Source organism: Nostoc sp. PCC 7107 (genome assembly GCF_000316625.1).
Lineage (GTDB): Bacteria > Cyanobacteriota > Cyanobacteriia > Cyanobacteriales > Nostocaceae > Nostoc_B.
In genome coordinates this window covers 4534442-4558921 of record NC_019676.1, presented here as the reverse complement: position 1 = coordinate 4558921, position 24480 = coordinate 4534442, and the positions used below count along the sequence as shown (strand labels likewise).

At 41.6% G+C, this 24480-nt stretch carries 26 protein-coding genes, 1 tRNA gene and 1 pseudogene; 11 read left to right on the top strand and 17 right to left on the bottom strand.

Features of this window, described 5'->3' with window-relative positions:
• Positions 1-249: 249 nt before the first annotated feature.
• Positions 250-1665: a type I glutamate--ammonia ligase gene (glnA, locus tag NOS7107_RS19460; RefSeq protein ID WP_015114657.1), complete on the top strand. Its 1416-nt coding sequence runs from the start codon at positions 250-252 to the stop codon at positions 1663-1665.
• An 81-nt stretch (positions 1666-1746) separates the two neighbouring features.
• On the opposite strand, the gene NOS7107_RS19455 is transcribed toward glnA, so the two are convergent.
• Positions 1747-1947 carry a hypothetical protein gene (locus tag NOS7107_RS19455; protein WP_015114656.1) on the bottom strand — a complete coding sequence of 67 codons (201 nt, stop codon included), beginning with the start codon at positions 1945-1947 and terminating at the stop codon, positions 1747-1749.
• 290 nt (positions 1948-2237) lie between these two features.
• Between NOS7107_RS19455 and NOS7107_RS19450 the strand changes: the two genes are divergently transcribed.
• Positions 2238-3137, top strand: a complete 900-nt coding sequence (locus NOS7107_RS19450) for a ferritin-like domain-containing protein (RefSeq protein ID WP_015114655.1) — start codon at positions 2238-2240, stop codon at positions 3135-3137.
• A 35-nt stretch (positions 3138-3172) separates the two neighbouring features.
• Here the strand turns inward: NOS7107_RS19450 and NOS7107_RS19445 are convergent, their stop codons facing one another.
• Both NOS7107_RS19445 and NOS7107_RS19440 read right to left on the bottom strand, forming a co-directional pair.
• Entirely contained in the window at positions 3173-3907 is a 735-nt protein-coding gene (locus NOS7107_RS19445; RefSeq protein WP_015114654.1) for a Uma2 family endonuclease, read from the bottom strand.
• 338 nt (positions 3908-4245) lie between these two features.
• A complete protein-coding gene (locus NOS7107_RS19440) occupies positions 4246-4485 on the bottom strand; it encodes a hypothetical protein (protein ID WP_015114653.1) in 240 nt (79 codons plus the stop codon).
• A gap of 602 nt (positions 4486-5087) precedes the next feature.
• On the opposite strand from NOS7107_RS19440, the gene NOS7107_RS19435 reads away from it, so the two are divergent.
• A complete protein-coding gene (locus NOS7107_RS19435) occupies positions 5088-5894 on the top strand; it encodes a choice-of-anchor W domain-containing protein (RefSeq protein ID WP_015114652.1) in 807 nt (268 codons plus the stop codon).
• A gap of 80 nt (positions 5895-5974) precedes the next feature.
• On the opposite strand, the gene NOS7107_RS19430 is transcribed toward NOS7107_RS19435, so the two are convergent.
• The 5 genes from NOS7107_RS19430 to NOS7107_RS19410 all read right to left on the bottom strand — a co-directional run bounded on the left by NOS7107_RS19430 (position 5975) and on the right by NOS7107_RS19410 (position 9264).
• Positions 5975-7186 carry an aminotransferase class V-fold PLP-dependent enzyme gene (locus NOS7107_RS19430; protein ID WP_015114651.1) on the bottom strand — a complete coding sequence of 404 codons (1212 nt, stop codon included), beginning with the start codon at positions 7184-7186 and terminating at the stop codon, positions 5975-5977.
• Positions 7187-7211: 25 nt separating this feature from the next.
• Positions 7212-7283, bottom strand: a tRNA-Asn gene (locus NOS7107_RS19425).
• 148 nt (positions 7284-7431) lie between these two features.
• Entirely contained in the window at positions 7432-7983 is a 552-nt protein-coding gene (locus NOS7107_RS19420) for an NYN domain-containing protein (RefSeq protein ID WP_015114650.1), read from the bottom strand.
• Between the two features lie 321 nt (positions 7984-8304).
• A complete protein-coding gene (locus tag NOS7107_RS19415; protein WP_015114649.1) occupies positions 8305-8982 on the bottom strand; it encodes an ABC transporter ATP-binding protein in 678 nt (225 codons plus the stop codon).
• A 9-nt stretch (positions 8983-8991) separates the two neighbouring features.
• The gene (locus NOS7107_RS19410; RefSeq protein ID WP_015114648.1) at positions 8992-9264 is read right to left on the bottom strand and encodes a hypothetical protein; all 273 of its coding nucleotides are present in this window, start codon (positions 9262-9264) and stop codon (positions 8992-8994) included.
• 347 nt (positions 9265-9611) lie between these two features.
• Here NOS7107_RS19410 and psbD point away from each other — a divergent pair, with 347 nt between their 5' ends.
• The 4 genes from psbD (at position 9612) to NOS7107_RS19390 (ending at position 14239) form a co-directional block, all read left to right on the top strand.
• Positions 9612-10670 carry a photosystem II D2 protein (photosystem q(a) protein) gene (psbD, locus tag NOS7107_RS19405; protein ID WP_015113285.1) on the top strand — a complete coding sequence of 353 codons (1059 nt, stop codon included), beginning with the start codon at positions 9612-9614 and terminating at the stop codon, positions 10668-10670.
• 520 nt (positions 10671-11190) lie between these two features.
• Positions 11191-11796 carry a hypothetical protein gene (locus tag NOS7107_RS19400; protein ID WP_015114647.1) on the top strand — a complete coding sequence of 202 codons (606 nt, stop codon included), beginning with the start codon at positions 11191-11193 and terminating at the stop codon, positions 11794-11796.
• A gap of 31 nt (positions 11797-11827) precedes the next feature.
• A complete protein-coding gene (locus tag NOS7107_RS19395; protein WP_015114646.1) occupies positions 11828-12109 on the top strand; it encodes a 4a-hydroxytetrahydrobiopterin dehydratase in 282 nt (93 codons plus the stop codon).
• A gap of 372 nt (positions 12110-12481) precedes the next feature.
• Positions 12482-14239, top strand: a complete 1758-nt coding sequence (locus tag NOS7107_RS19390; protein WP_015114645.1) for an iron uptake porin — start codon at positions 12482-12484, stop codon at positions 14237-14239.
• 79 nt (positions 14240-14318) lie between these two features.
• Here the strand turns inward: NOS7107_RS19390 and NOS7107_RS19385 are convergent, their stop codons facing one another.
• From NOS7107_RS19385 to surE, 6 genes are all read right to left on the bottom strand, one after another.
• Positions 14319-14657, bottom strand: a complete 339-nt coding sequence (locus tag NOS7107_RS19385; RefSeq protein ID WP_253274460.1) for a type II toxin-antitoxin system RelE/ParE family toxin — start codon at positions 14655-14657, stop codon at positions 14319-14321.
• Positions 14658-14670: 13 nt separating this feature from the next.
• Positions 14671-14928 carry a hypothetical protein gene (locus NOS7107_RS19380; RefSeq protein ID WP_015114643.1) on the bottom strand — a complete coding sequence of 86 codons (258 nt, stop codon included), beginning with the start codon at positions 14926-14928 and terminating at the stop codon, positions 14671-14673.
• Between the two features lie 82 nt (positions 14929-15010).
• Positions 15011-15919 carry a MoxR family ATPase gene (locus NOS7107_RS19375; protein WP_015114642.1) on the bottom strand — a complete coding sequence of 303 codons (909 nt, stop codon included), beginning with the start codon at positions 15917-15919 and terminating at the stop codon, positions 15011-15013.
• A gap of 108 nt (positions 15920-16027) precedes the next feature.
• Positions 16028-17086, bottom strand: coding sequence for a bifunctional riboflavin kinase/FAD synthetase (locus NOS7107_RS19370; RefSeq protein ID WP_044500159.1), 1059 nt, complete (start codon positions 17084-17086; stop codon positions 16028-16030).
• Positions 17087-17402: 316 nt separating this feature from the next.
• Positions 17403-18299, bottom strand: coding sequence for an MBL fold metallo-hydrolase (locus NOS7107_RS19365; RefSeq protein WP_015114640.1), 897 nt, complete (start codon positions 18297-18299; stop codon positions 17403-17405).
• A gap of 385 nt (positions 18300-18684) precedes the next feature.
• A complete protein-coding gene (gene surE / locus NOS7107_RS19360) occupies positions 18685-19482 on the bottom strand; it encodes a 5'/3'-nucleotidase SurE (protein ID WP_015114639.1) in 798 nt (265 codons plus the stop codon).
• Positions 19483-19685: 203 nt separating this feature from the next.
• Between surE and pheS the strand changes: the two genes are divergently transcribed.
• Genes pheS through NOS7107_RS19340 form a run of 4 tightly spaced genes read left to right on the top strand, consistent with a single transcriptional unit; the run spans position 19686 to position 21563 of the window.
• Positions 19686-20678 carry a phenylalanine--tRNA ligase subunit alpha gene (gene pheS, locus NOS7107_RS19355; protein WP_015114638.1) on the top strand — a complete coding sequence of 331 codons (993 nt, stop codon included), beginning with the start codon at positions 19686-19688 and terminating at the stop codon, positions 20676-20678.
• Positions 20679-20694: 16 nt separating this feature from the next.
• Positions 20695-20988: a hypothetical protein gene (locus NOS7107_RS19350; RefSeq protein WP_015114637.1), complete on the top strand. Its 294-nt coding sequence runs from the start codon at positions 20695-20697 to the stop codon at positions 20986-20988.
• A 15-nt stretch (positions 20989-21003) separates the two neighbouring features.
• A complete protein-coding gene (locus tag NOS7107_RS19345) occupies positions 21004-21234 on the top strand; it encodes a DUF433 domain-containing protein (RefSeq protein WP_015114636.1) in 231 nt (76 codons plus the stop codon).
• A complete protein-coding gene (locus NOS7107_RS19340; protein ID WP_015114635.1) occupies positions 21231-21563 on the top strand; it encodes a DUF5615 family PIN-like protein in 333 nt (110 codons plus the stop codon). The genes NOS7107_RS19345 and NOS7107_RS19340 overlap by 4 nt, the downstream gene beginning before the upstream one ends.
• 93 nt (positions 21564-21656) lie before the next feature.
• On the opposite strand, the gene NOS7107_RS19335 is transcribed toward NOS7107_RS19340, so the two are convergent.
• The 3 genes and pseudogenes from NOS7107_RS19335 to NOS7107_RS28705 form a co-directional block, all read right to left on the bottom strand.
• Positions 21657-23099: an ATP-dependent DNA helicase RecQ gene (locus tag NOS7107_RS19335; RefSeq protein ID WP_015114634.1), complete on the bottom strand. Its 1443-nt coding sequence runs from the start codon at positions 23097-23099 to the stop codon at positions 21657-21659.
• A 260-nt stretch (positions 23100-23359) separates the two neighbouring features.
• Positions 23360-24217 (bottom strand): diaminopimelate epimerase, encoded by an 858-nt coding sequence (gene dapF, locus NOS7107_RS19330; protein WP_015114633.1) that lies wholly within the window; start codon positions 24215-24217, stop codon positions 23360-23362.
• A 119-nt stretch (positions 24218-24336) separates the two neighbouring features.
• Positions 24337-24470 (bottom strand): annotated as a pseudogene (locus NOS7107_RS28705) (Uma2 family endonuclease); the annotation flags it as partial.
• Between the last annotated feature and the right edge of the window lie 10 nt (positions 24471-24480).

The following is a 24480-nucleotide window of genomic DNA, read 5'->3' as shown; positions in this document are numbered from 1 at the left end:
ATCCGCTATTTAAGGATTCTATGCCAAAGTTGTCCCCGATGAAATGAACTTTCCAGTTTTGTACAGATGACGTGCGAAAGGTTAATATAACCTGTAATCCAGAGAATCTGTAACAAAAACTACATAATTCTCTAATCTCAAATCTTTACGATAATCCAGGTGTGTCACAACTTGGTGCGGATCAGTAGGGTTAGAATGCTTTGGCAGATTCTGGTTTTACAATAGGAAATTGGCAGAGAAGGAGTAACAATGACAACCCCACAAGAAGTCTTGAAGTTGATCCAAGACCAAAACATTCAGATGATTGATCTGAAATTCATCGATACACCAGGAACATGGCAGCACTTAACCGTGTACCAGAACCAAATCGATGAAAGTTCTTTCTCTGATGGCGTACCTTTCGACGGTTCCAGCATTCGGGGTTGGAAAGGTATCGAAGAATCAGACATGACAATGGTGTTAGATCCCAACACAGCTTGGATTGACCCATTCATGGCAGAGCCAACCCTAAGCATAATTTGTAGCATTAAGGAACCCCGCACAGGGGAATGGTACAACCGTTGCCCACGCGTTATTGCCCAAAAAGCTGTTGATTATCTAGTTTCTACGGGTATTGGTGATACTACTTTCTTTGGGCCAGAAGCTGAATTCTTCATTTTTGATGATGTCCGCTTTGACCAAACTGCTAACTCCGGCTACTACTACGTAGACTCTGTAGAAGGTCGTTGGAACTCTGGTAGACAAGAAGGCCCCAACCTGGGTTACAAACCACGCTTCAAAGAAGGTTATTTCCCAGTTTCGCCAACCGACAGTTTCCAAGACATTCGGACAGAAATGTTGCTCACAATGGCGAAATGCGGTGTCCCCATTGAAAAACAACACCACGAAGTTGCAACTGGTGGTCAGTGCGAACTCGGCTTCCGTTTCGGTAAGTTAATTGAAGCTGGTGACTGGCTGATGACTTACAAATATGTCATTAAGAACGTCGCCAAGAAATACGGCAAAACTGTTACCTTTATGCCAAAACCAATTTTTGGCGATAACGGTTCCGGTATGCACTGTCACCAGTCTATTTGGAAGGATGGCAAGCCTCTATTTGCTGGCGACAAGTATGCTGGTTTGAGTGAAATGGCATTACACTACATTGGTGGCATTCTTAAACACGCACCAGCATTGTTAGCTATCACTAACCCCACCACAAACTCTTACAAGCGTCTCGTACCAGGTTATGAAGCACCTGTTAACTTGGCTTACTCCCAAGGTAATCGTTCTGCTTCTGTGCGGATTCCGCTTTCAGGCACTAACCCCAAAGCAAAACGCCTAGAGTTCCGTTGTCCAGATGCTACTTCTAACCCTTACTTGGCATTTGCAGCTATGCTTTGTGCTGGCTTGGATGGCATCAAGAACAAAATTGATCCAGGTGAGCCTTTAGATAAGAATATTTATGAACTGTCTCCAGAAGAACTGGCGAAGGTTCCTTCTACTCCTGGTTCTCTGGATAAAGCATTAGCAGCCTTAGAGAATGATCACGCTTTCTTAACCGAAACAGGCGTGTTCACAGAAGACTTCATCCAAAATTGGATTGACTACAAACTGGCTAATGAAGTTGAGCAGATGCAGTTACGTCCTCATCCTTATGAGTTTTATCTCTATTACGACTGCTAATTGTATTCAGTAGTGATTTTTCAGAGCCACCTTTAGAGGTGGCTTTTTTTATGAATTAACGCTATTGACAACTCTTTCAACCTAGCTCATCGAAGCGTTGCTACTACCATAAATCGTGCGTGCAGTTTGGTCTATCTTGCCTTGAATGGGATTCCAATAGTGGGATGCTTCTTCAGGAAGACCGAGTTCTTGTGCAGCCCGCATCAACATTGATTGTTGACGGTTTTTAACTTGTTGATGTTGACGCACCATCAATGCACGAGATTTTTCTTGAATAGACATAATTCAGTCCCCCTTAAGGTTTTAGTTATATATTTTTAGCTGATAGTCCTTTCATTTGTTAATATAGCAAAAATTCTGTAGCTTAAGTTACCGTTTTGACTTTTATAGCCTAATTCAAATAAAACTTAATATTTTGGTGTCTGTAATGAGTATTATTGCGTGGATTGAAATCGTAAAAGTCAGGAATTGGTGATATTCTGACCTTTTATAAACAACAATCATGCTAGTTTCCGGCAAGGAAGAAAAAACTGAGATAGCATCAAAAATAACAGTTAATAAAACTTCATACTATGACAGTTACTTACCCACGGAAATTCCAAAATAGTCTAGGTGCAAGAGATATTTTAAAACGGGTAGTGAGCGATCGCGAACTACATCTCATGACCCTCAACCGCTACCGCTACAGTGAACAACGCAGTTGTAAAGACCTCACAGAGGTCATTGAAAAACTCAACGGACAGCCACGAGAACTAGTCCGAGATTTATCACATCACATTGCTGATGAAGCTCGTCACGCTATGTGGTTAACTGATTTATTAATCGAACTGGGAGCAACTGTAGGTAATCCCCCTGGAATGCCTTATATCGATGAATTTGAATGGCTACTGGATAAAAATACTCACGACCCAAAAACTAACTTGGACGACACCATAATTGCTGGTATGGCAGCAATTAACATCACCGAAAAACGCGGCTGTGAGTATTTCTCTGCTCACATTTATGCGTTAAAGCAAGCACCACAAACCGAAGAAAATATCAAAATCCGCGAAACTATAGAAAAAATTCTGCCAGAAGAAGCCGGACACGTCCGTTGGGGAAACCGTTGGTTAGGCAAAATAGCTGATAAAAGTCCAGAACACCGACAAAAAGTTGAGCAAGCCAAGCTTAAATATGCGGCAATTGAACAAGCCGCCTACGAATCAGGTATGGATATTACCCTAGGTGCAGAACTGCGCCGCGTTACAAGGCTGGTAGACGTTGCAAATACTATGCCATTGTGGGAACGTCCCCAATATCTGATGGAACGCCTACCACAAGCTTTACTAGCGCCTGAGTTGCAATTTACCAGAATTCAAGCAGCACAAAAAGCTTGGCAGCGTAACCCACAAGAGTTTATGGAAAAGTTTGTGCCAATGTTCATCAACGGCATCAAAAAGAGCGAGATAGAAAAAGAGAAAACTAGCATTTAAATAAGTAAAGGCGAACATCTGTTCGCCTTTACTGGCTATTCCAAGGGTGGTAAATTATTCGGGTCGATACCTTGAGATACTAAATAAGCCATCAATCCTTCTTTTTGCTGGCGTTCTTGTTCAATTTGTTCTACAGCCCACGGTAATAAATTACCTTGTGTATCCCACCAGCGCAACCAATAACCTGTTCGAGCTTCTTTAGTACCTTGCCAAGTACCCAAAAATAAATTCATTGACGCAACGAAATGACGACCGTTTTCGTCGGGTAGCTGCAACTCATAACGTTTATTTTCCAGTTGGTAAAATTCTAATAAACCACCATCTGGTTCAAAAATTATATAGATGGGAACTTGCAAAATTTGCTCGTAGAAAAACCACCTTCCTGGTGGATAGGTGCGCTTGACAGAATATTCCCCACCTTCCCTGTCGGATAAAAATTCCATGACGATCGCGGGTACTTCACCTTCTAAATTAGGAGTATAACTTTTGCGATCGCTTAAAACTTGATTAACCGCAGGAACATAAACCCAATCAGGTGCTTTTAAAATCAATTGTCCGTTGACAGTTGCACAAAGACCAAAATTTGAGGCTATCAACATTTGTGGTTGAATGAATCCACTAATTTCCAGGCTTTCACGCAAAGCCCCAGCCAAAAGTGGCTGATTAGTATTCTCCACAGGTTCATCCTCTAATTGATAATCATCGGGCAACGCTTGCCAAGAGATTACCATTTCAGCTGGCGATTTAGCTTCACTGAGTTGAGTTGCCATAAACACAGCATGAATATTGGTGTGTTCTTATGTTATCGCTCTCTGTAAAGGGACGAAGCGATCGCACTTATGATCTGGCTAGATGCAGATTTTTCCGCCAGTGTAAAAAATATTTGAATGAGATGCCCTTGATTTTGAAGTGTAAAATATCAAAAAATTATCTGATTCAAGGAATAGGTGATGTTATAAATTCAGTACGCTTGTTTGGTGTTGCTAATGAAAAGATGCAAACAAGTTCTAGAAAAAGAGTTTAAGGCTGGAATACTGAGATAATGTTAAATTTGTTTCGGGATTTGTGGGATTATTTCGCCACAAGCTTATTTTAGCCAGAACAAGTTCTAGGCAACAGGAAAAGCATTGTTGAGAGATTCAATTAAATCTCTGCGACCACTACCACGATGAGGAGTGGGATTTTCTGGCTCATTAGATTTAGGTTTAGGTTTAGGCTTTGCCGATAACAACATTTTTCCTCCTGCGTCACCAATCAGTGTATGTGAGCGATTGAACTTGTCTGAACCGTTAAAAACCAAAGAACCGAACACCAAACCAGAAACTAGAAGTGAAAATGTAACACGCATAGCAGATATTTATTGTGAACTCTCATATCCACTGCTACTCAGTTTCTGAATGTGTATCCGGAAAGTTTGGCAAATAGTATTCTGTTTTACAGAAAGAAATTTAGTTTAAGGTTAAGTTCACATTCCATCAGGAAGATCACAGAACTCTAACCAAGCCCTGTTTGCAACCATATTGGCTGATTTTCACCACCAGGAGTTGGCATACAAGTTTTGGTTGTGTGCAATATAAATAGGTATTTTGCTCGTTAAGTCAAAGATTTCAGTTTATTAACGCTCAAAGATGTACTACTCTGTAAATTATATACGTAAGTATAACTAGCTAGTTAGTTAAAATTTTATCTTATATAAAGTTTCTGTCAAAATCGCTCACTACTTATCGACAGTATATGTGAGTCTGTTTTACGCTGAAAAAACAAACTCACATATAGCGATAGTACGAGTATCAAATCTACTTTGCTCATCAAAATATGAGTAAACAGGAAGGCTGGGAAATTTATTAGGACTAGATTTTTGTACTAAGTAAAAAATTAACCCAAATTAAACAAGTGTAGATTACCCACTTGTCGATAATTAACGAATAATAGCTGCTTTTTGGAGAAATTATGCCACTTTTAAGCAAATCTAAAGATAATGGTCAATTATTGTTGACTTTAGGATTAGTTGCGCTGGGATTATTCATATTACCCAACTCAGCAAAAGCTGTAACACTTGTTCCTCTGACATCCCAAGATGCTGACGCAGATTTTGATGACACAGATTTTAACTTGCTTCTAGATAAAGGAGATTTCCAGGAATTGTTCGTTGCGGAAGGTCGAATTGGTAACAATGGATTTGGCGGCAACAATGAGCGAGAATTAGGAATTAATAGAGATGTAAGAGCCATCGTTAATGCTGGACAACCTGTTGCTAAAAGCGATTTAGTTTGGGGTAATGGCAAAATCTGGGATTTTAGTTTGGAATATACGGGTAGCAAAGTAACTTACAAAGTTTTTGATGCCAACCAAACTTACCAATTAATGACGCAAGAGTTCAACGGCGCTGTTACAGATATCTTTTTCCGCACCTTTGCTAATAAAGGTAGTGGTAATAACCTTCAAAACGCTGTTTCTTTAACTAATCTGACCTTTAATAATACAGCTTTAGGAAGCTTAGGATCAGCAAGTACAAATACTACTGCGGATCTAGATTATCTTCATCTTGCTGGTATTTCTACTCCCTTTACACTAACTGGTAAAACAGCATTTAGCTGGGTAGGTACTGCGCCTAGTCGTTCTAATCTCGCTTTTCAAATCAAAGTAGGTACTTCTCAATCTGTTCCAGAACCTAGTACCCTTGGCGCGATATTCTTAGCTACCATAACAGGTGCAGCAGTGTTCAAGAGACAAAAGATAGCTGCTGAAAAATCTTAAATCGATTGTGAAATTTGGGCTAATAAATCATAACGGGCAAGATTTTGGCGAACATAGAAGATACTGTGAAAAAGTTAGTGTCAACTATGTTCGTTTTTTCCTAGACTTTTAAGTGCTGTTGCCAAAAACTGATATTGCTCTAAAGTATTGTAAATCTGTGCTGAAATCCTGATGAGCATTCGCGGTGATTCCTGCCAAGGCACTACTTGTACTTGAATGCCAAATTGATCAAATAATTCGTCATGTAGCCAGATATGACCACGATTTGCCAAACTGACAGGTATGGGTACAACAGCCATAGAACCAATCATCTCTTCTGGACAAGGTGGTTGTACTTCTAACTCTGTACAAAGTAGCTGTCTTGCTTGTAAAACTAGTTGATGGTTTCGCTGCATTAATTCTAGCCAAGCACCAGGTAACAGAGAACTCATAAAAGCGATCGCTTCCGGTACGCACATATAAGCTGTAGGATCATCTGTACCTGTCCAGTCAAATTCCAATTGAAAGCGGCTTTTATCAGTACGTGGTGAATTAGCACCGTGGCTAATTGTTAATGGATGAATTTCTGGTTGTTTATCCCGCCGCACATACAAAAATGCTGCGCCTTTAGGTGCAGAAAGCCATTTATGGCAATTCCCGCTATAGTAAGTTGCACCAATCTCTTGGATATTAAGGGAAATCATTCCTGGTGCATGAGCGCCATCTATTAATGTGTCAACACCCCGCGCCTGCAACTCTTTCACTAGCTGCTGCATCGGAAAGATTAATCCTGTCTGGCTAGTTATGTGATCTAGTAGTGCTAATTTGGTGTTGGCTGAAACTTTCTCTAATACTGCGGCAATTATTTGCTGTGGCGACTCTAAAGGGAAAGGAATCTTGGCTACGACTACTTTTGCACCAGTGCTACTTGCAATAAAGTTTAAAGCATTACGGCAAGCGTTGTACTCATGGTTAGTTGTCAGAATTTCGTCATCAGGTGAAAAAGTCAGAGAACGCAACACTGAATTCACACCTGTTGTAGCATTCGGGACAAATACTAAATCCTGGATATCAGCATTAATAAAAGCTGCTAACTTACTTCTGGCGTTGTCTAACAGTGGTTCCCACTTTCTGCCAAAAAAGTTTACTGGGTCTTGTTCCAACTGCGATCGCAAAATCTGTTGCTCTTCTAATACAGCTTTCGGACACGCACCATAAGAACCATGATTAAGAAAAACTACATTGTCATCAAGTGACCATAGCTCTTGATAATATGAAGGCTGAAGTTTGAAACCCAATTTTTCATACTTCATACTTTGTCGTTCACACTTTTAAAAACTCCCCAGGCCGGATTCGAACCAGCGACCAATCGATTAACAGTCGATCGCTCTACCACTGAGCTACTGAGGAATGCTGTCTCTCACATTTTCTAATGTTAGCGTAGTCACTAAGAAATAGCAAGTACCTTCGCCAACTTTTTTCCCAACCCTAATGTTTTCGATGATTTTTCCCAATAACCCTTTCTAGAGGCAGATTAGAAAGTTTTGGATAGCAACAGTTACTGCAATCTCATTCGTAATGCAGCCAACTTTTGCCGCGCTTTATCATCAATAGCACTAGCTAAAAATCTACTATTTGATTTTTTGCGAGTTTGATATTTTTGACGTACTCGACAAACTGTCGTTTCCACAGCATTACACAGTTGTTGTGCTGATAACCATTCTGCCCCGTACCCTTGTACCACCAATTGTTGCGCTCTGTCTGAAGTAGCCACAATCATGCGTGAAACACGAGAAGCAGCAATTTGTGGACGCAAAGAGGCACAAAATTTTTCGATGTAAGTATCTGCTGTTTGCCCAAAATCAGTGTAATAAACTGAAACAAGTTCTGTAATTACTTCCCGATTACTAGAGGCGTTATGATATTGGGCATCGAAAACTATTTGCGTTTCATAACCTTGAAAAGAACTGTAACCGATCATTGCTTCGACCAGTTCTCCTCGTGCTGCCTCTAAGCCAGCGCTATCACGGGTGTTTTTCAGACAAGGCCAAGCGCCAATTATGTTGTAGCCGTCCACTAATAGAACGGCTGGGGCTGAAGAACGGGGCATGGTTTTTAATCACAATTTAAGAGAGTTAACACAATCCATTCATAACTTTTATAGTAATTGAAGCATTACCTGTAACACTATGTTACAAATCACAAAATAATGCGAAGAGATTACAAAATTAAACTAGAAAAAGCTGCCAATTTAAGAAGAAGAGTAGCAGAGGGGAAAATTTCATCAATTAATTGAGAGGCTGAAAACCCTTTTGTTACTGGCGTTTTTACTCCTCCCCATAACCTATTCTCTTGGATAAAAAATATAAACGCGCCTTTAATTAAGACGCGCTGTAAATGTTAATAATTATTGATGAATTAGCTTCAGCATTTAGGGTAATTCATCATTCACTGTCATTAATCGTTGTTTGAGGCGTTGAGGTTCACCCCAATCAACTAAAGAGCCTTGGTCTAGTAAGAAAGCACCATCGCAGTAATTCAACTCATCTAGGCGATGAGTCACCCATAAAGCTGTAATACCTCGACTTTTGACTAGGCGGTGGACACCAGCCACTAAATCTAGTTGGCTATCAGGATCGAGTAAAGCTGTGGGTTCATCTAATAATAAGATTTCACAGTGACGAGCGATCGCACCTGCAATTGCCACACGCTGTTTCTGTCCTCCACTCAAAGCATATATAGGGCGTAATTGCAGTTGCAGCAAATTCACCGCCCCTAAAGCTTCCTCAACCCTGGCTCTAACCATAGCAGGCGGCAATTTTTCTTCCACCAGACCAAAAGCCACATCTGCACCAACTGTTGGCATTACCAATTGATGATCAGGATTTTGGAACACAAAACCCACAGGAGGTAAAATACCAATTTCACCAGACTGAGGTGGTAACAGTCCCGCAAGTAGTCGGAGTAGAGTTGATTTGCCACTGCCATTCGTACCCAAAAGCATCCAAAATTCACCTTTGGGGACTTCTAGAGAGCAAGACTTAACGGCTATCTCACCATTTGGCCAACTGAAATTTAAGTTTTTGACTTGAATGCCCACTTCTGCCATTGCTACACCTTACTCCCCAGCCACGGCAAAAAAGCCAGGTGGTCTGCCACTACTAGTATTGACACCATCTTTCTGAATAATCTGTACCCCAGAAATTTCACTAGCACGGACAGCGATTTTCTTCTCTGTCTTACCTTCACACTTGAGTTCCACAATATCAGGATTGCCAGAGCGCATCGCTGCCAAAATTAGCTGATAGACAGCCTCAGCATCCTCTGTTGACTTACGCTGTACAGATATAGGGAAAGCGGTGTTTCTTACACTGATGTCAATGGTAAACATTTAGGATTAATCAAAAATAGCTGTAGCACCCATTTTAGCGTTCGAGGATTAAGGATTGGGGGTTAAAGCCTAGAACATAAAATTCAAATTAGAGAATTCTGGAACTAAGAAAATTTCCTCAAACCCAACTCCCGACTCCCGACTTTCCACTCCCTAACTTTCCCAAGATTAAATTTGATTCAGAATCCCCTGGAAAAATTAACGATTTTCACCTAGAATTATTAGAGTCAGTAAAAAATTGTAAACTGGATTGACAAACCAGTTAAAAACCTGCATTGAAGAGGCTGCTACAAAAGAGCCTGCAAGCAGAACTGTACTTATAAGAAAATATTTGGAGATTCACTCTCATGACCATCGCAGTAGGACGCGCCCCCAGTAGAAGAGGGTGGTTTGACGTACTAGACGACTGGTTAAAGCGCGATCGCTTCGTATTCGTAGGTTGGTCAGGAATATTATTATTCCCCTGCGCCTTCCTAGCACTAGGCGGTTGGTTAACCGGTACAACCTTCGTCACCTCGTGGTACACCCACGGATTAGCATCATCCTATCTCGAAGGCTGCAACTTCCTGACAGTAGCAGTATCAACACCAGCAGACAGCATGGGACACTCCCTATTGCTGTTGTGGGGGCCAGAAGCGCAAGGGGACTTCACCCGTTGGATTCAGTTAGGTGGATTATGGCCATTCGTAGCACTACACGGAGCCTTTGGCTTAATCGGCTTCATGTTGCGGCAATTTGAAATTGCGCGACTAGTAGGCATCCGTCCATACAACGCCTTAGCATTCTCAGCACCAATCGCGGTATTCGTCAGCGTCTTCCTGATGTACCCCTTGGGACAATCGTCTTGGTTCTTTGCACCCAGCTTTGGTGTTGCTGCCATCTTCCGGTTCTTGTTGTTCTTACAAGGGTTCCACAACTGGACACTCAACCCCTTCCACATGATGGGAGTAGCAGGTGTACTTGGTGGAGCGCTATTGTGTGCAATTCATGGTGCCACAGTCGAAAACACCTTGTTTGAAGACGGTGAAGCAGCTAACACCTTCCGCGCCTTCAACCCCACCCAATCAGAAGAAACCTATTCAATGGTGACAGCAAACCGATTCTGGTCACAGATTTTCGGGATTGCTTTCTCCAACAAACGCTGGTTGCACTTCTTCATGTTGTTTGTACCAGTCACAGGTTTGTGGATGAGTGCGGTTGGCATTGTCGGTTTAGCTCTCAACCTGCGGGCTTATGACTTCGTCTCCCAAGAATTGCGGGCAGCCGAAGATCCAGAATTTGAAACTTTCTATACCAAAAACATTTTGCTGAACGAGGGTATCCGCGCTTGGATGGCTCCTCAAGATCAGCCTCACGAACAATTTATATTCCCTGAGGAGGTATTGCCTCGTGGTAACGCTCTCTAATTTTCCTGAATTTTGGATGGAATCATTCGTTATTCAGTGATTTTTGATTTATCCTCCGCTCTTGGGCGGGGGATTTTTTATATGGCGTATATCTTTCTAAAATTAATGTGTTATATTGATTCCAGGTTAAAGCCCAGAGTGATTACTCTGCCTTATTGAAACTAAGTCCGTTTAGGCAACAAGGAGGTGATGCCCATGATAGAAAGTAGTAAACGCATGGGTCGTCAGGTTGCAGTTAGCCGGCTGTGCGCCGGGGCTGTTCTCTAAAGTTAGCTTTAGTTAGTTGAGAAACTTAAGTTATCTCAATTGACTAGGCAAGCCTGGGAGTTCCTCCCGGCAGTCTGGTTGCAACCTGAAGACCCGCTAGACCGCTCTGATATTAGGTCAACAGACCTAAATCAGAGCGGATAGTTTTTTATGGGTAATTTTGATCGCAAAGGCTCCTAAAATTATTTTGAATATGTCAACTCTAGATTTGAAACTTTAAATAAAGTCACGATTGGTTAAAAAGTAGCAACGTATGACTACCACTACTACACCCAACGTCCAAATCGCAATAAATGTAATTTTTGAGGTTCTGAGTGAACCGAGTAATGAATGGCAGTGTCAGGCATTAGAACAATATAAAAATGGTAATGTGCAGGAAGCAAAAAAAACTTCCGCCAGTCATCTAAGAGATTTTTACTGTAAATGCTTAGGATTTTTAGTCAATGCTACAAACACAAATCCTAACCTCAGTAAGGTTTTGTCTGCCGCAGCAAATGCAGCCGCTGATCATGCACAGGTGAAAGCTTTAGATGAAATGAGTCATGGTCATGCGATCGCTTTTGAATCCACTGATATAGTTGGGAGTGTCACCGAAAATATTCTCAGATTCCTCACGCCCATCACTGAATATCACCAATTAGCTCTAGCTGCCAGAAATAATTATGATGTACTCAAAGAGCTTGAGCAGAAAAATTCAGATGATCATTTAATCAAAGCTTTGCTCTATTTAACAAAAGCTCATTCAGATTCTCCTGCACTGTTCACAATTATTGCTGAAGCTAGTACAAACTCAGCACTTCATACAAGAAATGTAGGGCATCAAAAAATTACAGATGCGATCGCATCTGCATTCACATAAGATATACAATATAAATTAAGATTTTTGTGGTATGGCACAACTACTGACTGGAGCAGAAATTCAAGAACGTGCAGATGGTTTATCAGATTGGACTATAGAGAGTAGCAAGTTACAGACTCTACGTAAATTTAAAGATTTTGTTGCAGCAATTGCATTCGTGAATAAATTAGTGGAACCATCTGAATCAGCAGGACATCATCCAGACATAGAAATTTCTTATAATAAAGTCAAAATTACACTCACCACTCATGATGCAGGTGGGTTAACCAAAAAAGACTTTGACCTAGCAGCTATAATTTCTCAAATCGTTTAAAGCGATTGCTTTGCCCAGCTACAATTGGGTAATATAAACTTCTGTAGTGGAGGTGCATGGGAAATTTAAATGCTCTCAACCCTACTCTTGCCCAGAAAAGATAGAAGTTTGATTGTGACAGTTTAGGAGGCGATCGCACATAGCTTGTCATCTACGGCTAATGCTCTATAATAATAAGATATAAAGGTATGTTTTTGCATAAGTTAATTACATCAATTTTTAACATTAAGTTAAGCAGATGTTGCCTTTGCAAAAACTAAAATTGTAATAGTCTCACTGTAGCTCATTAACGAAATTCCAAAAAATATCGTATTTTTGAGAAAAGGTGTCACGAAACAATTGTCTATACAAGGTGTGAGGAGAAAAGTAAAAATGTCTAATCTCTTGTGGAAATCACTCGTGGTTAGCCCGGCAGTCTTAGGAGCAACCCTACTCGTTTCAGCAACAGCGATTGCAGCTCCTAATGCCAGTGCAGAAGTTTCAACAACTGAAAAAACCGTTGCAGTAGAAGTTACCCAGCCAGAAATTTTGGCACAAGCGGCTCCTACTAACAACGACAGCAAAGTTTTAGACCAAGTTAACCGTTACAGCAACGAAGGCAAAACCAGCAATTCGCTGTCTCAAGTAACTTCAGTCTCCCAGTTTTCTGACGTACAACCCACAGACTGGGCATTCCAAGCATTACAGTCCTTGGTAGAGCGTTACGGTTGTATTGCTGGTTATCCTAACGGTACTTACCGTGGTAATCGCGCTCTCACCCGTTATGAATTCGCTGCTGGTTTGAACGCTTGTTTGGATCGGGTAAACGAATTGATTGCAACAGCAACAGCTGATTTAGTAACCAAACAAGATTTAGCAACTTTACAGCGGTTACAAGAAGAATTTTCCGCTGAATTAGCAACCTTGCGTGGTCGTGTAGATGCTTTAGAAGCACGCACTGCTGAATTAGAAGCTAATCAATTCTCAACCACAACCAAACTCGTTGGTGAAGCAATTTTTGCTGTTAGCGATGTATTTGGCGATAACAGCGGGAATAACAATAACACTGTCTTCCAAGACAGAGTCCGCCTAGGCTTGCAAACTAGCTTCACCGGTAGAGACGTGTTGACTACTCGTTTGACAGCTAGTAACTCAAGTGCTTTTAATTTAACAGACCGCAATAATGCTGCTATCGGTAGTTCAGAAGCTACTCAAACCTTTAATGTAGGCGGTAACGAAGACCGTAACAACGGCGTAGAAGTAGACCGCCTAACTTACGAAGCTCCCCTTGGCCCGGTGCAAGTTTACTTAGCTGCTGCTGGTGGTAAACACAGCCACTACGCTGCTGTTAACAACCCCTACTTCTTTGACAAAACTGACGGTGGTAACGGTGCATTGTCCACCTTCTCCTCCGAAAACCCCATTTACCGCATTGGTGGTGGCGCAGGTATCGCCTTTAACATACCTTTTGGCCAAGGTGGCAGTATTATCAAGCCCAGTTCTATCACCGTAGGTTACTTAGCATCTGAAGCTGATAGTCCAACTTCTGGTGAAGGTCTGTTTAACGGTAACTACTCTGCTTTGGGACAATTGAACTTTGGGATTGGCGATCGCGTAGCTGTCGCTGCTACCTACGTTCACAGTTATAATGGTGCAGGTAGTGCGTTATTTGATAATGGTGAAGGTCTGACACTAGCTGGTGGAACAACCGGCGCAGGTGTTGTAGGCACTAGCTTCGCCAATAATCTGCCAAACGCATCTTCATCAAATTCCTTCGGTCTGTCAGCAGCATTTAGACCCAGCGAAAAACTCTCCATCAGTGGCTTTATCTCTTACAGCGATGTCACCGGCTTTGGTGTAGGTGATGACAAAGAAGTTTGGAGCTATGGTGCTGGTATAGCACTACCTGACTTTGGTAAGAGAGGAAACGTTCTCGGTATTTTTGGTGGCGTTCAACCTTATGCTATTGGTCGAACCTCAGTATCAGGCGGTAACAACGATCTACCATTTCAAGTTGAAGGCTTCTACAAATATCGCGTCTCTGATAACATTTCCATCACTCCTGGTGTAATCTGGTTGTCTTCTCCTGGCCAGAACGACAACAATGACGACGCATTCATCGGTACTCTCAGAACAACCTTCACATTCTAAGAAGTTGCAAATCTTGAGATAACTGTCAACAAAAAGCCCCGCTTCAATGCGGGGTTTTTTGTTGGTAATTTATCAAGTTTTAGCTTTCTTCACTATCAAAATTAGCTACAATATCTCGAATTTCATTTGCACCAATATCTTCTCGGTCAGATTTGGCATAAATTGTGAGTAACAAAATACTTGTAGGTGACTCAAGTTGATAAATTAAGCGATATCCAGCACTTTTACCTTTTTGAATATTACTATTGCGAACTCTCACCTTATAAACAACGTACTCCTCACCAATACGCCCAATTCCGTCTCCGACTATATTTCCTTGCTGTAGTTCCTCAATAATTGGTTGCACATCAGAACGAATATTGCGAAATCTTTTTGAGAGTTTGTAAAGTTGCTCCTCAAACTCATCTGAGAACCTCATTGACACCGGATTATTACTCTGCATCAATCCTGTCCCATAGCTCACTAATTGGTCTAGTTTGACCCGTTTTAGCTTGCTGTAAAGCCCTCCTTAAGCTGGCTTTAATTTCTTCAACGGGTGTATCATCAGGATCAATTTCTTCTGCTGCTGTGGGTTCTGGAACTAACACAATCACCCGCACTTGATAAGGATAAGTGATTTCCCGAATCGGCTGATCTAAAATTAAGTTTCCTTCAGAGTCAATTTTGCCAGTTACTTCGATCGCTTTCATTGCTATTCACCTTATTTGTTGGTGATCCTAACACGGGCAAATCCAAGCAGCGTAAGGGAATCGAAGTGTATTGTAACTTGAGTTAGGGAATAGGCAGCGATCGCAATAATCTTTCTACAATCGTTCTAGAATTACGTCCTCCTCTGGGAATGAGGCGATGGCAGAGAACGTAAGGCACAAGAAATTTTATATCATCGGGAATCGCATAATCACGCCCAGAAATAAATGCTAAAGCTTGAGTAGCTTTTTGTAATGCTACAGTTCCGCGCGGACTGACACCCAAAGTAATTTCTTCATCATGGCGCGTTGCGCGTACCAATTCTAAGATGTACTCTTGCAAAGAAGATTCTACCTTTACCTTGGAGCAGATTTGACGTAGTTGTTGTAATTCTGCCAAGCTAATACACGGCTGCAATTGGGTTACATTTGCCCTTTGTTGAAGATTTTGCAGCATTTGTAATTCTTCTTGTGCGGAAGGATAACCTAAACTCAAGGACAACATAAATCTATCCATCTGCGCTTCAGGTAACGGGAAAGTACCTTGATACTCAATTGGGTTCTGGGTAGCAATTACAAAAAATGGCTGAGGAACTGTACGAGAAACACCATCGACTGTCACCTGACTTTCTTCCATTACTTCCAGTAAAGCTGACTGGGTGCGGGGTGTAGCGCGGTTAATTTCATCAGCTAGAAGTACGTTGGCAAACACTGGCCCAGGAAGAAAGGTAAATTCACCAGTTTTTGGGTTCCAAATATTAGTCCCAGTAATATCTGTGGGTAGTAAATCAGGAGTGCATTGCAGTCGTTGAAACTTACCATCTAGGGAACGCGCCAAAGATTTAGCCAGTAGCGTCTTACCAACTCCAGGAACATCTTCCAATAACGCATGACCACCACTTAATAAGGCTACTAATACCAAACGAATTGCCTCGGTTTTGCCGACAATGGTATGAGCTAGATTTTGGGTTAAAGCTTCAATTTGTTCTCTCATGCACCACAGAATAATTGAGGAATGGGCGATTAGGAACTGGAATGGAGAATAACCTATGCCTTATTCCCCACTCCCTGATTTTCAGTATTCCCACTTCAACACCAGAAGTTAGCATTCTCCACTCAAAATTTTCCGAGCAATGGTAGAGTCTTGCTGAATCTGGGTTTTCAGGGCTTCTAAAGAGGCAAATTTCTGTTCTGGGCGTAAAAATTCGATGAGTTGTACAGCCAATTGCTGACCGTATAAATCCCCAGACCAATCAAACAGATGTACTTCCACAGATGAATTCGTACCGTTGACGGTAGGGCGATTACCGATGTTCATAACTCCCAAAATCAAATGTGGTGTAGTTGCATCTGGTATATCACGCAAAATAGATACCCTGACAGCGTAAACACCTTGGCGGGGTAAAAATTTATCGCCAGGTATTTGGAGATTAGCAGTAGGAAAACCAATTGTTCTACCTAGTTGTTGACCTTGAATAACAACACCGAAGAGAGTGTAAGGTCTTCCTAGGCATAAATTGGCGCTTTTAATATCGCCGCTTTCGAGACACTGGCGAATCAGGGAAGTGCTAATGGGAGGTAGGCTGACAAATCCACTGTCGGAGAGATTATCTGTATGAGTTTGTAATGGAACAATAGTAACGGGAATATTGTACTTGGCCGCGAGTAATCGTAAATCTTTAGCAGTACCTTGGCGTTGTTTGCCAAAACAAAAATCTTGCCCAACACTAATTCGCTGACATTGTAATTGTTGGACGAGAATTTTATCGACAAAATCTTCAGGAGATAAAGCTGATAATTCCTTATCGAAGGGTAATAGTACTAGCTGTTCAACCCCAAGCGATCGCAATTGTTGAACTTTTTCATCCAGTGGTGTCAACCAAGTACGGGGTGTCCCTGTAAAAAATTCCTGTGGATGGGGACGAAAAGTGACAACTGTTGAGTATGTCAGTTCTGGTGTTGGGGGTTGATTGGCATCATCTCCAAATCTTCCACTTCCCTCATCTTTGTTCGGTGATGGTTGTAGAATCGGCTGAATTACCTTTTGATGGCCAAGATGTACGCCATCAAATTTGCCCAGCGCAACATTAGTTGGCCTGAGAACCGATGCGGTTGAAGACGCAACCCACACAGAACATCCATTTTGAGACAAATTTAGCACGTAGATTCTGGAATTTGAGGTTTATTTAGCCATGAGTCACAAGCAACCTGATGAAACACCAATGAAAGAAAGACAAGCTGTATGCAGGTGTAGGTATGATCAGGGTATAAGGATTGTGAACACCTAATACTCCTGAACTACCCAAGCCTTTGATTTTGCGTTTTTATGGGTAAGTTCTTGATGTACAAGTTGTAACTTTAATGAACTTACACCTTTGTCCTCCAGTTTTACCAGTGTTCTCATGAGGTAAAATCTCGCGCTTATAGCTCTTGATCACCAATCTAATCTAAAATCTACAATTGCTTGACAGACAACTTCACCCAGACAATTTACTAACAGGAAAAGATTCTGATAATGGAACAGATGTAGAAACTTGCAGCACCATTCTTTCCCGTGCCATAATCGCGCCGGGAAATTCCTTAGCTGCTTCTTCTCCTACAGCATCCAAAAAGTCATCATCATGAGCCGGATCATGGTGGAAGATTACCAATGTCTTGACATTAGCCGCTTTAGCAATTTTCACTGCTTCTTGCCAGGTGGAATGTCCCCAGCCAATTTTCGGTGACTTTGGCGAATAATATTCCTCGTCAGTGTATGTACAATCGTAGATGAGGATGTCCGCATTGCGAGATAGCCAAAGAACGTTTTCATCCAGCCTGTCCGGAAAATGTTCCGTATCGGTGATATATACAGCAGCACCACCACGCCAGTTAACTCGATAGCCTACTGCTTCACCTGGATGATTCAGCGATGCCGTTTCTATGGTAATGTCATTAATGTGAATGGGTTGCCCTGGTTTGACATCATGAAAATGCAAGTTAGCTTGCATAATCTGCAACGGCACAGGGAAATTAGGGTGAAGCATCTGGTCGTTGAGGCGTTGCTCGATAGTTGAACCATCAGGAGCGATCGCACCATAAATATGAAAATTATTCCCTCTGACAAACCCAGGCACAAAAAAGGGAAACCCCTGCATGTGATCCCAGTGGGAATGAGTGAACAACAGATGAGCTTCTATGGGCATTTGGCGCAATAAAGATTGTCCCAAAACATGCAGCCCTGTACCACCATCGAAAATTAAGCGTTTACCGCCCGCTTGCATCTCAATGCAAGGGGTATTACCGCCATAGCGGACAGTGTGTGGCCCTGGACTGGGGATGCTGCCACGAACACCCCAAAATTGTACGGTAAATTGGTTCTCTATCCTAGACATGGGTGTTGTTTGCTGGACTGAGCGGGCGATCAAGAACAGAAATGTTACTTGTTTGGTTAAGTCTATGCTGTTTTACCACATTTGGTAGAGAATGTTTTTCTTGGTAAAACAGCATACCTTGTTTGGAGTAGATTTTGTAAATGTACAAGAAATACTGCAAAAGAGTTACCTTAATTGTTCCCACATTATATGTATCAGTAATATCAAAACGCTCCTACTTTATAACCTAAATTTTTCTGTGACGCATTTAACTGGTAAGAAAAATGCTAAAGGCAGGAAACTGGAGATAGTAAGCAGTAAGTTAAGATGCTCATACTTATTTTTCCCAGTTGCTGGATGAATCTCATTATGTAGTTATTTATAGATTGAATGTATATAATAATACTTATGTTAAAGGAATTTCCCAGTGGGACAATTTATCCAGTCCTGTTGCATAGGTGAGGTTGTATTGCAACGGCGTAATACTGATGTGGTTTTTCTTGATTACATGCACATCAATGGGGATATTTTGCGGTAAATTTACATCGATTGGGGGTTCTACATCTTCTAAAACTTCTCCGGTTAACCAGTAATAGGTTTTACCACGGGGATCGATGCGCTTATCAAATACATCAACATAGCGCCTAACTCCTTGTCTAGTAAAAGTGACTCCAGCAATTTCTGACCACTTCACCGCAGGCACATTAACATTCAGCAACATTAAATCTGGTAGAGGTTTGGCTGCTAGTTGCTCAACCAAAATTTTGGCAAACTTAGCGGCAGGTTGAAAGTCTTTGTAGAGATGACTAGTCAGGCTGAAAGCAATGCTGGAAATACCTTCTATCACACCTTCCATCGCTGCTGAAACAGTACCGGAATAGAGAATTTCCGTTCCTAAATTGGCACCTTGGTTAATACCAGAAAGCACCAAGTCTGGAGGCGAATCTAATAAAGCCCAGAGTGCTAATTTTACACAATCGGAAGGTGTGCCATCGCAAGCCCAAGCTTTAATTGCGGGATGAAACATGGATTCAACAATTTCAGCGCGAATTGGCTGGTGTAAGGTAAGTCCATGTCCGGTAGCCGATCGCTCTCGATCGGGACAAACTACAGTTACATCATGGCCGGCTTCTACCAAGCAATTGGCTAGGGTACGAACACCCAAAGCAAAAATACCGTCATCATTACTAATGAGTAATCTCATAGGTCATTAGTTAATAGTCAATAGTCAATAGTCAACAGTTAAGAGTCAATTGTCAATGTTTGACATCACAAATACAAAAGAAAAAATCCTCCCAAGCGCGATCGCCTCTAAACTGGTAGAAAGAAATCAATTTATTTGTCCTTTGTTCAAGCTGCTTGCTATTGACCATTGACTATTGACCATTGAATATTGACTATTAACTAATGACTAGCAATTTAGAGACTCAACTTTTAGCATTACAGCAGGAAGGAGAAAATGCGATCGCTGCTGCTGATACCCTAGAACGTCTGGAGGAACTCAGAGTGAATTATCTGGGTAAAAAAGGGCAACTAGGGGCGTTGTTACGCAGTATGGGGCAGATGAGTGCAGAGGAACGCCCTAAAATTGGCGCGATCGCCAATACAGTTAAAGAGTCCCTGCAAACTAGTCTAGATAAACAACGTGCTACTTTGGAAGCCGCGCAAATTCAGGCACTGCTTGAAGCCGAAACCCTTGATGTGACGATGCCAGGAATTTTCCGCCCTCAAGGTCGCATTCATCCCCTCAACGGCATTATCGACCGAGCGCTGGATATTTTTGTCGGTATGGGTTACACCGTAGCCCAAGGGCCGGAAATGGAAACCGACTATTACAATTTTGAAGCCCTGAATACTCCACCCGACCATCCCGCCCGTGATATGCAGGATACATTTTATTTGCCAGATGGTAATTTATTGCGGACTCACACCTCCTCAGTGCAAATCCGTTATATGGAAAAAGAGGAACCACCAATTAGAGTTGTGGCTCCAGGACGAGTTTATCGGCGCGATAATGTAGACGCAACGCACTCGGCAGTTTTCCATCAAATAGAACTTTTAGCCATTGATGAGGGGCTAACTTTTACCGATCTCAAAGGCACAATTAAAATGTTTTTGCAAGCGATGTTTGGTGACTTGCCAATTCGCTTCCGTGCTAGTTACTTCCCGTTTACCGAACCTTCGGCTGAAGTTGATTTACAGTGGAACGGACGTTGGTTGGAAGTAATGGGTTGCGGCATGGTTGATCCAAATGTCATGAAATCTGTAGGCTATGACCCAGAGGTTTACACGGGATTTGCTGCTGGTTTTGGTGTGGAACGCTTTGCAATGGTGTTACACCAAATCGATGATATCCGCCGTCTTTACGCCAGCGATTTGCGGTTTTTACGGCAGTTTTAGAAAGGCAGCAAAAATAATGGTTAGCCCAGACGATTTACTTGAACAAGTTACAGACAAGCAAACTTTCATTAAATTTGTCCAAGCATTAGTAAAGGAACGAGAACGAGCGCAAGAGATTGAAAATAAACACCCCAATGCCCATATTGTGGATGGCGCATTGGGATGGAAAAATGGTGACATACCCAGTTTCTTATCCGCTGCACTCGAATGCTTCACAGCACAACCAGGAACTTATGAAGAGCAGAATCCTAGTTGGAAGATGTTTGCAAGTTTCTTTATTTCGGTAAAATATACGAATGATTGCAACTAACGACTGTGAAAATCTATGAATTACCGAGATATCATCACAATTGAGCCTGAGAAACGCGGCGGTAAACCTTGTGTCCGTGGCTTGCGTATTACAGTCTATGAAGTGCTTGAGTATCTAGCCTCTGATATGACTGAAGCAGAAATTCTTGATGATTTCCCCGATCTGACGCGAGAAGATTTAAAGGCTTGCATTGCATATGCTGCTGATCGTGAGCGTCGGTTTATGGCTACGCCATTATCTGCATGAAACTACTTCTTGATGAAAACCTGTCGCCTAAATTACCAAACCGTTTGAGCGATCTTTTCCCAAACTCGCTTCACGTTCGAGATGTGGGCATGAAAGCAACAATCGATCCAATAGTTTGGGATTACGCAAAAGACAATGATTTGATGATTGTCTCAAAAGATGCTGATATGCACGATCTGAGCTTAGTATTTGGGAATCCACCAAAAGTCATTTGGTTTCGACTGGGAAACTGTTCGACATTAGAAATTGAGAATTTGCTGCGTCGGGAGTTCAGCGCGATCAAATTATTTTATGAAGATGAAAATTTATCGCTGCTTGCTCTATCATGATGCACCGAGTGTTAAATTAGTTTTGAATTACTTGGAATATTGGCTACAGATTCAAATATCTTACTTCAGCATTAAGCGTCATCAGATGAACTATTAACTACAATTATCGCAATGTCCACAACGCCAGTTACTAGCTTCTTGAGTGAAACCAAAGGCATTTAATAAAAACTGCCAACGACATTGTTTTGTTGTTAAATATTGTTGTATTTGTTTGACAGCTTGTAATTGTGTTGGTGGCTGTTTTTGCACTTTTGAATTAATAGAATAATGGAAAGGATCAAGCCAGTTTAGTTGTCCGCTGCTGTGGAGTAATGCAAGTGCGACAGCCGCATCGGGAAATTGGCGCGTAACTGCGTTGACTTCGCCTTGTTTTGGCAATTTTTTGACTAATTGTTGTGCTGTTTGGAGTTGCGATCGCATTTTATCAGCAAAAAACTGTTGTCTTTGTTTATCTCCGGAATCTAACCATCCTGTCGGTTCACTCACTAATGTTAGTGCTTCGGCTGGTTTACCATCTCGGCCAGCACGGCCAATTTCTTGCACATATTCAGATAGCAAATGTGGGGCGTGATAGTGGATAACCCAACGCACATCAGGCTTATTTATCCCCATCCCAAAGGCGCAGGTACAAACGACAAAGGGGATTTTACCACCTAACCAACTGGCTTCGACTGCACGGCGTTCACTTGCACCTAAGCCAGCATGATAACTGGCTGTAGCGTAACCTATCTGAGTTAACCATGCGGCTAAATCTTCACTATCTCGACGGGTGCGAACATAAATTAAGCCTGCTTGTGGCGATCGCTTTTCGATAAACTGGAGTAACTGTTGTTTTCTGCCTCGTGGTGTCCAAGCGATACTAACACTAGGATGTAAATTAGGACGATAAGGATTAAGACGAAAAATTTCCGGTTTGTGTAATTGTAAAACTGTTTGAATAATATTTTGGGCTAATGGGTCTGCGGTTGCAGTAAAAGCCGCAATACTGATTTTCGTTCCCGGTGGTTTTGATTTGAGTAAAGCTGGGCGCACCGCCCCTAATCTGCGGTAAGCTGGTCGAAATGTTTCTCCCCATTGCACTAAACAATGTGCCTCATCAAGAATTAAGGCGTTGATTTGCAATTGTGGCTGAGATAATCTTTCCCAAACCGGCGGACTTAATAAAGTCTCTGGTGATAGATAAAGTAAGCGCAATTTTTGTTTTTCTAGTGCTTGCAGCGTTGCACGGCGTTGAGATGAAGGTAATTCACTATGCAAAAGTGCTGCACTCAGATTGCGTTGACGTAGTTCTTCTACTTGGTTTTCCATCAGTGCTACCAAGGGAGAAACTACTAATGTTAATCCTGTTTGTAATAATGCTGGTAATTGAAAACAAATTGATTTACCTCCGCCTGTTGGCATGATAATCAGAGCATCTTTTTGTGTTAATAAAGTGCTGATTATTTCTCCCTGCGGTGAACGAAAATCATCGTAACCCCAGATTTTTTGGAAGGCTGCACGAACATCCTGCCAAGATGTTGTTACGGGTTGATTCATATTGAGAAATAGTAGATGCGCCCTGGTTTTTCCACATTGAATATGAGGTTATAATGAATATAACTGCTGCTATTTTGCATGGGCTTCAGTAATTTTACTATTATTTTATTGTGCAAAAATTTGAAGCCCATTTTAGTTACAGTAAATAAAATTTTTAGACTAATGTTGGAGAACAATATTTTTTGTTTCACGCAAAGGCGCAAAGAGTAAAAAAACTTGTTTAGTAGGATAATGTGATACATACAAGAATTGTAATTTTCTCAATTATTGCTGACAGTTTCTATTGTAAATATTTCTGCTGATAATTCTCCTTGGGCAACTTTCGTGACTGAACCTGTCATTGAGATATTAAAGTCGTCGTTAATTTGAATTAAAATTTTTCCGCCAGGCATTTGTACGGTAATTGTAGAATCACATAAACCAAGTTTATGGGCAACAGCCGCCGCAGCACTGCTACTACTACCTGAAGCTAATGTGTAGCCAGCACCTCTTTCCCAAATTTCAATTTTGATGGTGTTGCGATTGAGAACTTGCATGAATTGAACATTAGTGCGATTTGGGAAAAGGGGATGAATTTCTAATATTGGGCCATATTTTGTGGCGATCGCAGAATTAACCTCAGTTAAAGGAATAACACAGTGGGGATTGCCAATCGTCGCTGCACAGAAGGTAAAAGCTTCACCGTCAAGGCTGATTTGTTCTTGAATGACTTCTCGGCGATCGCCAACTACTGGGATATCATTACTCCAAAAGCTGACTTTTCCCATTTCTACCTGAACTGTTTTCTCTGCATCTTTGATCAGTGATTCCACTACTCCGCCTGGGGTTTCTATGGAAAATGCTACTTCGTTAACTAAACCTTCATCCCATAAGTAGCGTGAAAAAATCCGCAGTCCATTACCACTTTTTTCTGCTTCACTTCCGTCTGGATTGAAGATGCGTAATCCAAACTGTGCTTTTGTTGATGGTAATGGCCCCAACAAGATACCATCAGAACCAATGCCAAAATTTCGATGACAAATTATTTTGATTTGTTCAGGAGTTAAAGGAGACGATAAATCTTGGGGATTAATTACGAGATAGTCGTTACCCAGCGCATGATATTTATAAAATTTCATTTAAACTGATCTGTTTGATTGCATTACTTGGGCCAACTGCTGTACAAATGCTTGATGTTCAGTAGAGTTCAGCCCTGTCTGTAATAGAGTTAATACCTGTTGCATATCACTCGCGAGTAACGCAGAGGTAAGACCACATAAACAGTTCCTTCAATTAATTCAGCTTTGGCATGGCATTGTAACGCTTTTCAAATTCAAAGCGCGTTAAGCGATCGCCATTTTCCAAGGGAGGAACTGTCAAACGTGGAATCATCGCCTCAAAA

Excerpts from the sequence above, each read along its gene's own strand:
- NOS7107_RS19350 (WP_015114637.1), top strand. The coding sequence starts at position 20,695 with ATGGTTAGCCCAGACGATTTACTTGAACAAGTTACAGACAAGCAAACT.
- NOS7107_RS19410 (WP_015114648.1), bottom strand. The coding sequence starts at position 9,264 with ATGTTTACCATTGACATCAGTGTAAGAAACACCGCTTTCCCTATATCT.
- NOS7107_RS19455 (WP_015114656.1), bottom strand. The coding sequence starts at position 1,947 with ATGTCTATTCAAGAAAAATCTCGTGCATTGATGGTGCGTCAACATCAA.
- NOS7107_RS19345 (WP_015114636.1), top strand. The coding sequence starts at position 21,004 with ATGAATTACCGAGATATCATCACAATTGAGCCTGAGAAACGCGGCGGT.
- NOS7107_RS19385 (WP_253274460.1), bottom strand. The coding sequence starts at position 14,657 with ATGAGGTTCTCAGATGAGTTTGAGGAGCAACTTTACAAACTCTCAAAA.
- NOS7107_RS19415 (WP_015114649.1), bottom strand. The coding sequence starts at position 8,982 with ATGGCAGAAGTGGGCATTCAAGTCAAAAACTTAAATTTCAGTTGGCCA.
- NOS7107_RS19335 (WP_015114634.1), bottom strand. The coding sequence starts at position 23,099 with ATGAATCAACCCGTAACAACATCTTGGCAGGATGTTCGTGCAGCCTTC.
- NOS7107_RS19340 (WP_015114635.1), top strand. The coding sequence starts at position 21,231 with ATGAAACTACTTCTTGATGAAAACCTGTCGCCTAAATTACCAAACCGT.
- NOS7107_RS19450 (WP_015114655.1), top strand. The coding sequence starts at position 2,238 with ATGACAGTTACTTACCCACGGAAATTCCAAAATAGTCTAGGTGCAAGA.
- glnA (WP_015114657.1), top strand. The coding sequence starts at position 250 with ATGACAACCCCACAAGAAGTCTTGAAGTTGATCCAAGACCAAAACATT.
- NOS7107_RS19430 (WP_015114651.1), bottom strand. The coding sequence starts at position 7,186 with ATGAAGTATGAAAAATTGGGTTTCAAACTTCAGCCTTCATATTATCAA.
- NOS7107_RS19395 (WP_015114646.1), top strand. The coding sequence starts at position 11,828 with ATGGCACAACTACTGACTGGAGCAGAAATTCAAGAACGTGCAGATGGT.
- NOS7107_RS19365 (WP_015114640.1), bottom strand. The coding sequence starts at position 18,299 with ATGTCTAGGATAGAGAACCAATTTACCGTACAATTTTGGGGTGTTCGT.
- psbD (WP_015113285.1), top strand. The coding sequence starts at position 9,612 with ATGACCATCGCAGTAGGACGCGCCCCCAGTAGAAGAGGGTGGTTTGAC.
- dapF (WP_015114633.1), bottom strand. The coding sequence starts at position 24,217 with ATGAAATTTTATAAATATCATGCGCTGGGTAACGACTATCTCGTAATT.
- NOS7107_RS19435 (WP_015114652.1), top strand. The coding sequence starts at position 5,088 with ATGCCACTTTTAAGCAAATCTAAAGATAATGGTCAATTATTGTTGACT.
- NOS7107_RS19380 (WP_015114643.1), bottom strand. The coding sequence starts at position 14,928 with ATGAAAGCGATCGAAGTAACTGGCAAAATTGACTCTGAAGGAAACTTA.
- NOS7107_RS19400 (WP_015114647.1), top strand. The coding sequence starts at position 11,191 with ATGACTACCACTACTACACCCAACGTCCAAATCGCAATAAATGTAATT.
- surE (WP_015114639.1), bottom strand. The coding sequence starts at position 19,482 with ATGAGATTACTCATTAGTAATGATGACGGTATTTTTGCTTTGGGTGTT.
- NOS7107_RS19375 (WP_015114642.1), bottom strand. The coding sequence starts at position 15,919 with ATGAGAGAACAAATTGAAGCTTTAACCCAAAATCTAGCTCATACCATT.
- NOS7107_RS19445 (WP_015114654.1), bottom strand. The coding sequence starts at position 3,907 with ATGGCAACTCAACTCAGTGAAGCTAAATCGCCAGCTGAAATGGTAATC.
- pheS (WP_015114638.1), top strand. The coding sequence starts at position 19,686 with ATGACTAGCAATTTAGAGACTCAACTTTTAGCATTACAGCAGGAAGGA.
- NOS7107_RS19440 (WP_015114653.1), bottom strand. The coding sequence starts at position 4,485 with ATGCGTGTTACATTTTCACTTCTAGTTTCTGGTTTGGTGTTCGGTTCT.
- NOS7107_RS19420 (WP_015114650.1), bottom strand. The coding sequence starts at position 7,983 with ATGCCCCGTTCTTCAGCCCCAGCCGTTCTATTAGTGGACGGCTACAAC.
- NOS7107_RS19390 (WP_015114645.1), top strand. The coding sequence starts at position 12,482 with ATGTCTAATCTCTTGTGGAAATCACTCGTGGTTAGCCCGGCAGTCTTA.